This window comes from Hymenobacter humi (assembly GCF_042665855.1).
In the GTDB taxonomy this organism is placed as follows: domain Bacteria; phylum Bacteroidota; class Bacteroidia; order Cytophagales; family Hymenobacteraceae; genus Hymenobacter; species Hymenobacter humi.
On the sequence record NZ_JBHTEK010000001.1, the window covers coordinates 3,139,525 to 3,152,639 of the forward strand.

Annotated in this window: 10 protein-coding genes and 3 pseudogenes; 11 read left to right on the forward strand and 2 right to left on the reverse strand. The window is 60.1% G+C overall.

Translation table 11 applies throughout. The features are described 5' to 3' along the window. Positions 1–161: 161 nt before the first annotated feature. From ACFQT0_RS17610 to groL, 11 genes and pseudogenes are all read left to right on the forward strand, one after another. Complete coding sequence (locus ACFQT0_RS17610) at positions 162–527, forward strand: hypothetical protein (RefSeq protein WP_380204488.1); 366 nt, start codon at positions 162–164, stop codon at positions 525–527. Positions 528–535: 8 nt separating this feature from the next. Then, positions 536–1,633, forward strand: coding sequence for a tetratricopeptide repeat protein (locus tag ACFQT0_RS17615; RefSeq protein WP_380204489.1), 1,098 nt, complete (start codon positions 536–538; stop codon positions 1,631–1,633). Between the two features lie 89 nt (positions 1,634–1,722). Continuing rightward, on the forward strand, positions 1,723–3,003 hold the full coding sequence (locus tag ACFQT0_RS17620) for an anthranilate synthase component I family protein (RefSeq protein WP_380204490.1): 1,281 nt from the start codon (positions 1,723–1,725) through the stop codon (positions 3,001–3,003). A gap of 140 nt (positions 3,004–3,143) precedes the next feature. Beyond that, positions 3,144–4,587: pseudogene (miaB, locus tag ACFQT0_RS17625) on the forward strand (tRNA (N6-isopentenyl adenosine(37)-C2)-methylthiotransferase MiaB). Positions 4,588–4,760: 173 nt separating this feature from the next. Continuing rightward, positions 4,761–6,053: a sigma-54 interaction domain-containing protein gene (locus ACFQT0_RS17630; RefSeq protein ID WP_380204491.1), complete on the forward strand. Its 1,293-nt coding sequence runs from the start codon at positions 4,761–4,763 to the stop codon at positions 6,051–6,053. A 37-nt stretch (positions 6,054–6,090) separates the two neighbouring features. After that, positions 6,091–6,645, forward strand: a complete 555-nt coding sequence (lptE, locus tag ACFQT0_RS17635; RefSeq protein WP_380204492.1) for an LPS assembly lipoprotein LptE — start codon at positions 6,091–6,093, stop codon at positions 6,643–6,645. Positions 6,646–6,838: 193 nt separating this feature from the next. Then, positions 6,839–8,101, forward strand: coding sequence for a hypothetical protein (locus ACFQT0_RS17640; RefSeq protein WP_380204493.1), 1,263 nt, complete (start codon positions 6,839–6,841; stop codon positions 8,099–8,101). Next, on the forward strand, positions 8,065–8,277 hold the full coding sequence (locus ACFQT0_RS17645; RefSeq protein ID WP_380204494.1) for a hypothetical protein: 213 nt from the start codon (positions 8,065–8,067) through the stop codon (positions 8,275–8,277). The genes ACFQT0_RS17640 and ACFQT0_RS17645 overlap by 37 nt, the downstream gene beginning before the upstream one ends. A gap of 27 nt (positions 8,278–8,304) precedes the next feature. Then, positions 8,305–8,745, forward strand: a complete 441-nt coding sequence (gene secG, locus ACFQT0_RS17650) for a preprotein translocase subunit SecG (RefSeq protein ID WP_380204495.1) — start codon at positions 8,305–8,307, stop codon at positions 8,743–8,745. Positions 8,746–9,015: 270 nt separating this feature from the next. After that, on the forward strand, positions 9,016–9,306 hold the full coding sequence (groES, locus tag ACFQT0_RS17655; protein WP_196283918.1) for a co-chaperone GroES: 291 nt from the start codon (positions 9,016–9,018) through the stop codon (positions 9,304–9,306). Between the two features lie 63 nt (positions 9,307–9,369). Then, positions 9,370–11,020: pseudogene (gene groL, locus ACFQT0_RS17660) on the forward strand (chaperonin GroEL). A 344-nt stretch (positions 11,021–11,364) separates the two neighbouring features. On the opposite strand, the gene ACFQT0_RS17665 reads toward groL, so the two are convergent. Both ACFQT0_RS17665 and ACFQT0_RS17670 read right to left on the reverse strand, forming a co-directional pair. After that, entirely contained in the window at positions 11,365–12,441 is a 1,077-nt protein-coding gene (locus tag ACFQT0_RS17665; protein ID WP_380204496.1) for a peptide MFS transporter, read from the reverse strand. 52 nt (positions 12,442–12,493) lie between these two features. Beyond that, positions 12,494–13,099 (reverse strand): annotated as a pseudogene (locus tag ACFQT0_RS17670) (oligopeptide:H+ symporter); the annotation flags it as partial. Positions 13,100–13,115 lie beyond the last annotated feature (16 nt).

Genomic DNA, 13,115 nt, shown 5'->3' on the forward strand with positions numbered 1-13,115 from the left:
TTGCTGATTGAAATCGTGAAAGGAACGGCCCCGTGCCGTTCCTTTTTTGTTGCATCGATAAATGGCGTCTAGGGCTATTTTTTCTTGGTGGAGAACCGGTAATCCCGACGACACGCGGGAAAGGCCGGCGGCGGGTTGGGCTACTGGCAGCCGGCTGCCTGTTGCTTTCCGCCTTTGCCTCTCCGCCCCAGCCGGCCAGCCCAACCGCCCAGCCCGCCACTGCCGCGGCAGCCACCGCAGACCAACTCACGGCCAACAGCCGCCGGGCCTACGCCGAGGTCCTGAAGCTGCGCCTAGGCCCGGCCCGCGACCTGCTCCGCCCGGAACTGGCCACCACTCCCACCGCACCAGCGCCCCTGCTGGTGGCCAATTGTGCTGATTTTGCGGAGCTCATCATCACCCAGGATGCCGCCCGATACGAGGCGCTGACCGGCGCGCAAGAAGCCCGGCTCACGGCCCTGGACCGGGCACCCGCCAGCGCCCTGCGCGACTATGCCCGGGCCGAAATCACGCTGCAGCGGGATTGAGCCAATTGGTGTTTCGCCACCTCGTGAAAGGCGGGTACCACCTGCGCAGCGGCTTCCAGCAAATGGAGGCCGTGGTAAAGCGGTACCCATCGTTTGCGCCGGCGCGCAAAACCCTGGGCATCTGCCAATTTGCGGTGGGCTCCTTGCCGGAAGGCTACCACTGGCTTTTGCGCTTGCTGGGCCTTACGGCCAACGTGGATACCGGCCTCAGGAACCTGGCTCTGGCGGCCGCTCAACCTCACGACTTCCAGACGGAAAGCCAGCTCTACCTGACCCTGATTCGGGAGGGCTACTACAAAAAAACCGAAGACGCCTTGCGCCTGGTGGAACGCCTGCACGCCCAGCAGCCCGACAACTTGCTCTTTTCTTACCTGCTCATCAGCGTGCACAAGCGCCAGCACCACGGCGAAGCTGCCCTGGCGGCATACCGCGCCCGCCCCACGGGCCCGGGCTACCTGCCGGTAACCTACCTGCACCACATGGCCGCCGACCTGCTGCTCTACCAAGGCGACTACGCCAGCTCTGAGCGTGAGAACCTGACTTTCCTGCGGGACTACAAGGGCCAGCACTACCGCAAAGACACGGCCTTCAAGCTCTACCTTGCCGCGTGGCTGAGCGGGCAGCCCGCTGCCGCCGCGCGCTACCGCGAGCAAATCAACCAGCCCGGCCCCACCGATGTGGAAGAGGACAACTACGCGCAGCACTACTACCACGAAGCCCAGGCCCTGAATCCCATTCTGACCCGGGCCCGCCTGCAAATCGACGGTGGCTACAACCGCCCGGCTTTGGCGACGCTGAGCACCTTCCGCGCCACCCCGGCCACGCTGCTGCGCGACCGAATAGAGGAGCCTTACCGCCGCGCCCGCGCCTACCAGGGTCTGGACATGCCCGACTTGGCCAAGCTCGCTTTTGAGCGGACCCTGGCGGTGGCAGGCGAATCGGCCCCTTACTTTGCTCCCCAGGCGGCGCTGCAGTTGGGCTATATGGCGCAGGAAGCCGGAAAAAGGCGCTGGCCAGGGCGTATTTTGAGAAAGCCTTGCGCTACCCCTGGCACGAGTATAAAAACAGCACCGATGCCAAAGCCACTTTGGCCCTGCGCGAGTTGAAGTAAAGAATACGCTTTTGTCAGTTTAAACGTGCTTCCAGGCGTGCAAGTGCGGCTGACAGGCCCAGCCTTCCCTGGTACCTTTACCGCATGCTGTCTGTTCCGCTCGCCACTTTACCAGCCGACTTTTGCACCCGTGCGTTGAGCTGGGGCGCCCAATTTGCCTATTGCGCCTATTTTGAACCGAACGACCTAGAATACCCGGAAGGTCCTTTCTACCGCATGCTTGCCGTGGCCACCCAAGCGGACGATGCGCCTACTTCCCTGGCCGAGCTACGCACGTGGCTGCTCAGCCAGCGCCCGAGCGGGGTTCCGAATTGTGGCTTCATTACCTACGATGTTAAAAATGAAATTGAGCAACTAACAAGCGAGAATTTCGATGGCTTCGCTTGGCCGCATCTGCACTTTTTCGTGCCTGAAATCTGGCTATACTGGCAACCGAACGTGCTGCAAATTGACGGCGCCGAACCGGCAGAGGTACTCGCCCAAATACTGGCGACAGTTTCCCTCACGGCTGCTCCGCCCAATGTTCCCACCTTGCGACCTCGCTTACCTAAGGCCGAGTACCTGCACGCCGTCGCAGCCATTAAAGATGATATTCTCAACGGCGAGGTTTACGAACTAAACCTGTGCCAGGAGTTCTATGCGGAAGGAATTTCTCTGCATCCGGCTGATGTATTCCGGCGATTGAATGAGGCCTCGCCGGCACCTTTTGCAGGTTTTATCCGCCATCACGAGCACTACCTGATGTGTGCTTCTCCCGAACGTTTTTTGTCGCACTATTACCCCGACATCATTTCTCAACCCATCAAAGGCACCATTCGCCGGGGCGCCACACCCACTGAAGACGAGCAGCAACGCCTTACGCTACTCAGTGACGAAAAAGAACGGGCCGAAAACCTGATGATAGTGGACTTGGTCCGCAACGACCTGGCGCGGGTGGCCAAAACCGGGACCGTGGAGGTCTATGAGTTGTTTGGCCTCTACCCTTTTCGCCATGTCTGGCAGATGATTTCAACCGTAGCCGCAGAACTACGAGAGAATGTGGGGTTGGTGGAAGTGCTTGAAGCTACTTTTCCAATGGGCTCAATGACCGGCGCCCCAAAAATCCGGGCCATGCAGCTCATTGAGCAATATGAGCGCAGCCGGCGCGGCCTCTACAGCGGCAGCATCGGCTACGTGTGGTCCGACGGTGAGTTTGAATTTAACGTCGTAATCCGCTCGCTGCAGTACCGCGCCGATACCGGCTACCTCAGCTTCCAGGTCGGCTCGGCCATCACCTACGACTCCGACCCGGAGCGGGAGTACGAAGAGTGCCTACTAAAAGCAAAAGCACTGCTGGAAGTGCTAGGGGCAGTAATCAGTGAGTAGTTGTCAGTAAATCGTTTGGTTCGATTAACTCCTGGTAACTGCTCACTGATAACTGTTCACTACCAACTGATTCACCTGCCATTCTGTCATTTTAACCCACGCTGCTGTATCTTTGTGCCCCGCCGAAACGCGCCTATATTATGTCCCAAGCCCTGTTAACCCTTGATTTTCTAGACAAAGAAGTGGCCGCGCCCGAGGCTACACCCAGCGGCGAGGTGCGCGTAACGGCCGCTACCCGCACCGGCCGCCAGCGCAAGCTCTACATCGAGAGCTACGGCTGCCAGATGAATTTTTCGGACTCCGAAATTGTGTCGAGCATCCTGTTCAACGAGGGTTTCGATACCACCGACGACCTCGCCAGCGCCGACCTGGTGCTGCTCAACACCTGCTCCATCCGAGAGAAGGCCGAGCAGACGGTGCGCATGCGCCTCTCCCAAATCAACTCGCACAAGAAGCGCAACCCCGGCCTGCTGGTGGGCGTGCTGGGCTGCATGGCCGAGCGCCTGAAAAGCAAGTTTCTGGAAGAAGAGAAAATCGTGGACCTCGTGGTGGGCCCCGATGCCTACCGCGACCTCCCCGGGCTCATCAGCCAGGTAGACGGCGGCCAGAAGGGCGTGAACGTGCTGCTGAGCCGGGAGGAAACCTACGCCGACATCACGCCGGTGCGCCTGAACTCCAACGGCGTGTCGGCCTTCATCAGCATCATGCGAGGCTGCGACAACATGTGCTCGTTTTGCGTGGTGCCCTTCACCCGCGGCCGCGAGCGCAGCCGCGACGCCCACAGCATATTGCGCGAAGCCGCTGACCTGGTGGCCGCCGGCTACAAGGAAGTAACCCTATTGGGCCAGAACGTGGACTCCTACAAGTGGGCCTCGGCCGACGGTACCGAGCACGTTAACTTTGCCCAGCCTGCTGGAGCGTGTGGCCCTCATCAGTCCCGAGCTGCGCGTGCGCTTCTCCACCTCGCACCCCAAGGACATCACCGATGAAGTGCTCCACACCATGGCGCGCTACGACAACATCTGCAAGTTCATCCACCTGCCCGCCCAGAGCGGCAACTCGCGGGTGCTGGCCCTGATGAACCGCACCTACGACCGCGCCTGGTACGAGGAGCGGGTGCTGGCTATCCGCCGGATTCTGGGCGACGACTGCGCCATCAGCTCCGACATGATTGCAGGCTTCTGCTCCGAAACCGAGGAAGAGCACCAGGACACGCTGAGCCTGATGGAGTTTGTGCGCTACGACATGGCCTACATGTTCTTCTACTCGGAGCGCCCCGGCACCCTGGCCGCCCGCAAACTCACCGACGACATTCCGCTGGAAACCAAGAAACGCCGCCTGCAGGAAATCATCGACCTGCAGCAAATCCACAGCGCCGAGCGCAACAAGCGCGGCATTGGTCAGGTGCACCGCGTGCTGGTAGAGAACTTCTCCAAGCGCTCGAAAGAGCACCTCAGCGGCCGCAACAGCCAAAACCAGGTTGTCATTTTCCCAAAGCAAAACTTTGTCAAAGGCGACTACGTGGATGTGCTGGTACATTCTTCATCGGCCAGCACCCTGTTGGGTGACGCCGTAACTGCTTAGCATTTAAAGCGAATAATCAATCCTATGGCAATCGGGAACAGCATGTTTTTATGGCAGATTTTCCTACTCATTGGGGGAGGATTTCTGGCCTTTCTGGTTATCCGGTTGCTCTGGCGCATGAATTTTCCTAAAAAATAATTTTAAGGACCGAGTTGCCTGATTCGGTCATGTGAATGACATCTTCTGAAATCCAATCCATCAAGCTCCGGTTCGGCATCATCGGCAATGCGCCGACGCTGAACTACGCCATTCAGGTGGCCGCGCAAGTCGCGCCGACTGACATGACGGTGCTCATTACCGGCGAAAGCGGGTCGGGCAAGGAGTCATTTTCCAAGATTATCCATGCCTTGTCGCCGCGCAAGCACGGGCAGTTTATTGCCATCAACTGCGGTGCCATTCCGGAAGGCACCATCGATTCTGAGCTGTTTGGGCACGAGAAAGGCTCCTTCACCGGCGCCAACGAGGCCCGCAAGGGCTACTTCGAAGTAACCAACGGCGGCACCATATTCCTGGACGAAATCGGCGAGATGCCGCTGGGCACCCAGGCCCGCCTGCTGCGCGTACTCGAGAACGGCGAGTTCATACGGGTGGGCAGCAGCAAGGTGCAGAAAACCGACGTACGCGTGGTGGCCGCCACCAACGTGAACCTGCTCGACCGCGTGCAGGCCGGCACCTTCCGCGAAGACCTGTACTACCGGCTCAACACGGTGCCCATCACGGTGCCGCCGCTGCGCGAGCGCGGCGAAGACATTTACCTGCTCTTCCGCAAGTTTGCTTCCGATGCCGCGGAGCGCTACCGCACCCGGCCCATTACCCTGCTGCCCGATGCGGTGCAAGCGCTCACGCGGTTTCGCTTTCCCGGCAACATCCGCCAGCTCAAGAACATCGCCGAACAGATGTCGGTGCTGGAAACGGAGCGCGAGGTCGACGCGCGCCGCCTGGCGCCTTACCTGCCGCAGGACCAGGTCAGCCGCCTGCCCATGCTGCTCGGGCCCGGCGCGCCGGATACCGCCGCGGCCGGCTACTCAGAGCGCGATTTGCTCTATAAAATCCTGTTCGACATGCGCCGCGACATGACGGACCTGAAGAAAATGGTGCTGGAGCTGGCCACCGGCCAGCGCCCCCACGAAGCCCAGGAGCTGCTGCGCCAAAACAGCCACCTCTTCAACAATACCGCCCCGGCGGGCGCGTTTGAGAGCGGCCAGTCGTCGGAATACTTTTTGCCCGCGGCCCCCGGCTCCTACAACAGCGAGCCCGCCGCGAGCTACGACGACGAAGCCCCTGTGGAAGACATCCCCCACGAAACCGAGGAGGAAACCCTCTCGCTGGACGTGAAGGAGCGGGAGATGATACTCAAGGCCTTGAAGAAGCACAACAACAAGCGCAAGTACGCCGCTCACGACCTGGGCATTTCGGAACGCACCTTGTACCGTAAACTAAAGCAGTATGACCTGGAGCAAGTGTGAGGCTAGGCTAGCTGCCAGCTGTCAGCGGGAGCCTTTTATGCGGCTCTTAGCTGTTAGCTTTTTCTCGTTTTTCAGCCGGAGAGCTGTCAGCTATCAGCTAATAGCTTTCAGCCTATTACTGAGCGGCTGCGGCATCTACTCCTTCAATGGCACCAACATCGACCCGGCCGTTCGGACCATTTCCATTGGCACTATTCAAAACAGCTCGCCCCAGGGCCCGGCCTTTTTGACCCAGCGCTTCACCGAAGACCTCAAGGACTATTTCCAGCGCAACACCAACCTAAAGCTGGTGCCGCGCGACGGCGACCTGCAGTTCGATGGCAACATCGTGGCCTACGATTTTTCCCCGGCTTCTATTCAGAAAGTCAACGGAGTAGACCAGGCTGGCTCCAACCGCCTGACCATCCAAGTCAAAATCCGGTTCACCAACACCAAGGACGACAAGCAGAGCTTCGAGCAGGTATTCCAGAACTTCGACGACTACCCGGGCACGCGCAACATCGCCACCATAAACAGTGACCCGAGCGCCGTGCGCACCACGACGAATAAAATCATAACCGACATTTTTAATAAGTCGGTGGCTAACTGGTAACCGCCTAATTAGTTGGGCTGTAGCGGGACCTGCTTATTCAAATAATTTGGCTCAAGCCGGGGTTAACTCGGCAGTGCCGGCGTGGGTATTTGCGTAAATTAGCGTAATGTTGCGCCCCATTAATCCGTTCGCAGCGCAGGTTTTAGGAATTGCTTCCGAAAACTGCTCTTCTTAAAAAGCCGCCCTCTCTCCCGTGACTCGCGCCACGCTTCTGCATGTTTTAGACAACTCCTCGGCCCTCGGCCCGGCAGAAGTGCGCGAGTTGGAACAGCTGGCTCAGGCCTTCCCCTACTGCCAAACCGCGCACCTGTTGCTGGCCAAGGCCGCCCACGACCAGGGCACCATGCTGGCCGGCCAGCGCCTGCGCCGCGCCGCCACCTACGCCGCCGACCGCACCTTGCTGCGCCGCCTCATCGAGCACGTGGAGCCGGCTCTCGTGCAAGAAGTTGAGCCAGAAGTAGCGCCGGTTGTGGAGCCGAAGCAAGTTGCTCCGGAAGCCGTTGCCCCCATTATGCCTGCTGTAGTTGATACAACTGCTCCACCAGCACCGGTGCTCATCACCCCCGAGCTGCCTGCAGCTGCGCCCGAACCGGCCATTCTAGCTCCTGAAGCTTCTTCCGTCCCCGATGAAATTCCCGCGGCAGCCGAGCCTGAGCTAAAAGTTGAGCCGGCCACCGAGCCGGCACCCGTTGCGGACGAAGCAGAAATACCTTCCTCTCCCCTGACGGAAGACGCGCCTAAGGCAGCGGAAAGCCCCATTCTTTCAGAGGCCGATGTGGCCCTGCTTCTCGATGTTGAAGGGGTTGACATTCCGGCTTCGGAACCCACGCCCGAGATATTTCCGGAGCTGGAAGCACTCCCTGAGCCCGAGATTGAGGAAGATTTGCCGGCGCAGGCCCCCGCTATCCGCCCGCCCGTGGAGGTTGGGGAAGCCCGTTTCGAGTTTGGCTTGGCCGATACGCCGCCGCCGGCCGTGCCCACGTACGAACTGCCGGGCCTAGTTGATGAGTGGGCCGCTTCGGCGGTTACCCGGAGCCTGGGCAGCCTGGAGCCGCTGCCCGAAATTCTTAGCTCAACTTCTACCGGTGCGGTTCCGGCAACGCCCGTGTTCACGCCAGCCGCCTTTACCGGCGACGAAGAGGTAGGGTACGGTTTCGGAGAGAGCAGCCGCCTGGGCTTTTCCATGCAGCTGCTCAACCTGCTGGCTGACAAAGCCGAAGCCGCTGAGGCAGCTTCCGTGCAGATTGCGGCAGCCCAGCCGGCCGCTGCTCCGCTCCCACCCGCCGGTGCTTTTTCGAGCCTGACCCGCTGCTGCTTGACCATTGGGCCACGCACCGCCCGCCAGCGCCGGCCGTGCCGTCGTCGCTCGACCTTATCAATAATTTCCTGCGCCGCCAGCCGCGACTCACGCGGCCGGCCATGCTGCCACCCGCCGCCAGCGCCCAGGCCGACCTGAGCGTTCGGAGCACCCGCCCCGAATCGGACTTAGCGTCCGAAAGCCTCGCCCGTATCCTCGTGCGCCAAGGCAAAACTGCCCGAGCCATTGAGATTTATGAGAAGCTCATGGTGAAACAGCCGGAAAAAATGGCGTACTTTGCGGCCCAAATCCAACAATTGCAACCCTCGGCGTAATTCGCCTCTTTCGCTTTTTCGCTCCCCATGTACACTGCTATCATCGTTCTCATTCTTATCGTGTGCTTCCTGCTGGCCCTGGTGGTGCTGGCCCAGAACCCCAAGGGCGGCGGACTCTCCAGCCAGTTCAGCGCGGGCGGTGCTGCAAGCATGATGGGCGTGAAGCGCACCGGCGATTTGCTCGAGAAGCTCACCTGGGGTTTTGCCATCGGTTTGGTGGTGCTGTCGCTCGGTACCCACATGCTCACCACTACGTCGGCTGGCCCTACCCGCAGCGTGAACCAGCAGCGTGCTTTGGAAACCCGCTTGCCCGCTCCGGCCCCCGCTCCTAGCGCTCCGGCTCCGGCTGCTGCCCCCGGTGGCGCCACTGCTCCCGCAGGTACCACCACCGCACCTGCCGGCACGGCAGCCCCTACCACGGCCCCGGCTGCTACCACTCCAGCACCAGCCCCTGCTGACAAGAAGTAATTTCGGCGCATAGATGCTACTAGCCTGTTAAAGCCGGTGGTTCCTCCAGGAGCCACCGGCTTTTTCGTTGAATTACGTGTCCAAAAGGGTCTTGCTAGCGCCTCCATAACTGCCGAGTGACAGGTGCGCGCCGGGCACTGCCACGCGTCAGGTCTGCCATATATTAGTTCCCGATACTGCCTATTTTGTCAGGTTTATGGCCCTGGCACGGGAAGTGAGACAAGGGCGTAAACCTGATTTTTCATCCAATTCAACCCAAACACACACAGAATGGCACTTAGCATGAAACCGCTGGCCGACCGCGTCATCGTCCGCGCCGCCGCCGCCGAGGAGAAAACCAAATCCGGTATCATCATCCCTGACACGGCCAAGGAGAAGCCCCAGCGCGGTGAAGTGGTAGCCGTAGGCGAAGGCAAAACCGCCGACAGCGGTTCCCTCATCAAGCCTCAGGTGCACGTGGGCGACCAGGTGCTGTACGGCAAGTATGCCGGCACCGAAATCACCGTCGACGGCGAAGACCTGCTCATCATGCGCGAGTCGGACATTTTCGCCGTGTTGTAAGCCCCTGGCTCAACCCGCGAAAGCTCCCCATCCCTTAATACTTCATTACTTCATCACCCAGAAATGGCTAAGAACATCCAATTCGATACCGAAGGCCGCGCCCGTCTGCAGGCCGGCGTGAACAAACTGGCCAACGCCGTAAAAGTGACCCTCGGTCCGAAAGGCCGCAACGTCATCATCGACAAAAAATTTGGCGCGCCCTCCATCACCAAGGACGGCGTGACTGTAGCCAAGGAAATTGAGCTGCGCGACCCCATCGAGAACATGGGCGCCCAGGCTCGTGAAGGAAGTGGCTTCGAAGACGGCCGACCAGGCCGGCGACGGTACTACCACCGCCACGGTATTGGCCCAGGCCATCTACACCGCGGGCTCGAAAAACGTAGCTGCCGGTGCCAACCCCATGGACCTCAAGCGCGGCATCGACAAGGCAGTACATGCCGTAGTTGCCAACCTGAAGTCGCAGTCGAAAAAGATTGAGAACTCGGCAGAAATTGCCCAGGTAGGTGCCATTTCGGCCAACAACGACATGGAAATCGGCCAGATGATTGCCGACGCCATGGACAAAGTAGGCAAAGAAGGCGTAATCACGGTAGAAGAAGCGCGTGGCACCGAAACCGAAGTTAAAACGGTGGAAGGCATGCAGTTTGACCGCGGCTACCTCTCCCCTTACTTCGTGACCAACCCCGAGAAAATGGAGGTAGAGTTCGACTCGCCTTACGTTCTCATCTACGACAAGAAAGTGAGCACCATGAAGGAGCTGTTGCCCGTGCTCGAGCAAGTGCTCCAGACCGGCAAGCCCCTGGTTATCATTTCGGAAGATGTTGACGGCGAAGCTCTAGCTACGCTGGTAGTAAACAAGCTGCGCGGCTCGCTGAAAATCGCAGCCGTGAAGGCTCCCGGCTTCGGCGACCGCCGCAAGGCCATGCTCGAAGACATTGCCACCCTCACGGGCGGTACCGTTATCAGCGAAGAGCAGGGCTACAAACTCGAAAACGCGACCCTGGAGTACCTGGGCACGGCCGAGAAAATCATCATCGACAAGGACAACACCACCATCGTCAACGGTAAGGGTTCGAAAGATGCCATCACCGGCCGTATCGCTCAGATTAAGGCGCAGATGGAAACCACTACGTCGGACTACGACAAGGAGAAGCTCCAGGAGCGCCTCGCCAAGTTGAGCGGCGGTGTAGCCATTCTCTACATCGGTGCCAGCACCGAGGTGGAAATGAAAGAGAAGAAAGACCGGGTGGACGACGCCCTGCACGCTACCCGCGCTGCCGTTGAGGAAGGCGTGGTACCCGGCGGCGGCGTGGCCCTGGTGCGTGCCATCGAGGCCCTGGCGGCCGTTGATACCCGCAACGCCGACGAGCGCACGGGTGTAAACATCATCCGCACGGCCCTGGAGGCTCCCCTGCGCTGCATCGTGCAGAACTCGGGTGGCGAAGGCTCAGTGGTAGTGCAGAAGGTACGCGAAGGCAGCGGTGACTACGGCTACAACGCCCGCGAAGACCGCTACGAAAACCTCGTGGCCGCTGGTATCATCGACCCCACCAAGGTGACCCGTCTGGCCCTCGAAAACGCTGCTTCCATCGCCGGCCTGCTGCTGACGACCGAAGCCGTGATTTCGGACGAGCCCGAGCCCAAGGAGAACGGCCATAGCCACGGCGGTGATGGCGGCATGGGCGGTATGGGTGGCATGGGCGGCATGATGTAATCTTGCTTAGCTGTTAGCCACTAGCCTTAAGCTATTAGCTTGAAAAGCCCCGCTGGCGTTGCCGGCGGGGCTTTTCTATGCCTATTGCACTGGCAGCCGGGCGCGTTGAGGGAAGCAGGCCCTACAGGTAAAAGTACCCGCTTACGGGTCATGCCGAGCGCAGCCGAGGCATCTCGCATGTGATAGTAACCCAATCGCCTGTCATGCTGACGAAGGAAGCATCTTATCGCCGCGGAACGAATCGTTGAGCTGTGAGAAGATGCTTCGCAAGCTCAGCATGACAGGCACAAAAAGCCCCAGGCACTTGAACTGCCGGGGGCTTTTTTCGGTAATACCCTGAAGGTTTAAGCCACCACTGGCTCCTCCATCATGGTGAAGAGGCGCTTGTAAATCACAAACAGGATAACCGAAGCTACCGCCGACATGCCCACGAAAATCATGAAGAAGTCGTAGAGGCTGGTGATTTGGAAGCCCAGAAACGTGGGCCAGTGTGAGGTTAATTCCAGGCTGGACAGCTTGGCCGTAATATCAGCTGTGGCCTGCGAGGTGCCGTTGAGGATGGCGGGCAGGTTGATGCCTTCTTTGGCGGCTTTGGCAAACTCGCCCGGGCCGGGAGGATACAGGCCCGAGAGAACGCCAGCCAGCTTGTTGCCGGCCGCCGTAGCCAGGAACCACACGGCCATCAGCAGCGAGGCGAAGCGGGCCGGGGCCAGCTTGTTTACCAGCGCCAGGCCGATAGGCGACAAGCACAGCTCAGCAAACGTGTGCATGAGGTACATGGTGATGAGCCAGAACATGCTCACTTTCGTGGAAGCGTCCACGCCCTTCACGCCGAAGGCAATGATGAGGTAGCCCACGGCCATGAGCATGAGACTGATGGCCATTTTCAAGGGCGAGGAAGGCTCCATGCGGCGCTTGCCCAACCACGTCCACAGCACGGCGAAAACCGGTGCGAATACGATGATGAACAAGGCGTTGGCGCTCTGGAAGTAGGAAGCCGGCACCACGGTAGAGCCCAGGGTGCGGTCAGTCTGCTCGTCGGCGAAGAAGGTGAGCGAGGCGCCGGCCTGCTCGAACGTGCCCCAGAAGAAGATTACGAAGAAGCTGAGGATGAAAATAACGTAGATTTTCTGCTTCTCGCGGGCCGTGAGGGTCGGGTCGGTGAGGATGGTGACGGGGGCCACAATCATGGCCGAGAACACCAGCGCGCCAATCCAGTCGCGGTTCATCAGCCAGGCAATGGCCGCATACACCACCGCAAACAGGCCGATGAGCATGGGCAGCTTGCTGGCGAAGCTCTTGGTGGGCTGCGCGATGGTTTCGGTCCGTACGGGGCCATCGGTTTGCACGGGCACTACGGGCGAGTGTTCTACGGTGCGCTCGGGCTTGGCGCCCAGCGGGGCACCCTCGGCGGTTACCACGTATTTGTTTTTCAGCAGGCTCGAAGGTGAGGCTGCCCACTAGCATGCCGATGCCAGCGGCCAGGAAGCCCCACTTAAAGTCGGCGGGGTTGCCGGTGTCGCCGAGCGTGCCGCACACCAGGGGCGAGAAAAACGCGCCCAGGTTGATGCCCATGTAGAAAATGGTGTAGGCCGCGTCGATGCGCGAGTCGCCTTTCGGGTAGAGCGAGCCCACCATCGAGGAGATATTGGGCTTGAAGAAGCCGTTGCCGAAAATCAAACAGCCCAGGCCCAGGAAGAACAGCAGGAGCTGCGCCTGCGGCACCGCCGTTTGACCAGTGGCGTACATCGAGGCCGAGAAAAACAAGGCGAACTGCCCCAGCGCCATCAGCAAGCCGCCCACCAGAATGGAGCGGCGGTTGCCCCAGTAGCGGTCGGCCATGTAGCCGCCCAGCAGCGGCGTCAGGTACACGAGCGAGGTGTAGTTGCCGTAGATGAGCGACGACATCTCCTTGTTCATGAGGAGGGCCTTGAGCATGTACAGCGACAGCAGGGCGCGCATGCCGTAGTAGCTGAACCGCTCCCACATTTCGGTGGCGAACAGGACGTACAGGCCGCGGGGGTGGCTCGTGGATTCCGACTTAAGCGGTTGCTCTCGCAGAGCAGGGGCTGGTTGCATTAGGGAAGGATAAGGG

Excerpts from the sequence above, each read along its gene's own strand:
- ACFQT0_RS17620 (WP_380204490.1), top strand. The coding sequence starts at position 1,723 with ATGCTGTCTGTTCCGCTCGCCACTTTACCAGCCGACTTTTGCACCCGT.
- ACFQT0_RS17630 (WP_380204491.1), top strand. The coding sequence starts at position 4,761 with ATGACATCTTCTGAAATCCAATCCATCAAGCTCCGGTTCGGCATCATC.
- lptE (WP_380204492.1), top strand. The coding sequence starts at position 6,091 with ATGCGGCTCTTAGCTGTTAGCTTTTTCTCGTTTTTCAGCCGGAGAGCT.
- ACFQT0_RS17645 (WP_380204494.1), top strand. The coding sequence starts at position 8,065 with ATGCTGCCACCCGCCGCCAGCGCCCAGGCCGACCTGAGCGTTCGGAGC.
- secG (WP_380204495.1), top strand. The coding sequence starts at position 8,305 with ATGTACACTGCTATCATCGTTCTCATTCTTATCGTGTGCTTCCTGCTG.
- groES (WP_196283918.1), top strand. The coding sequence starts at position 9,016 with ATGGCACTTAGCATGAAACCGCTGGCCGACCGCGTCATCGTCCGCGCC.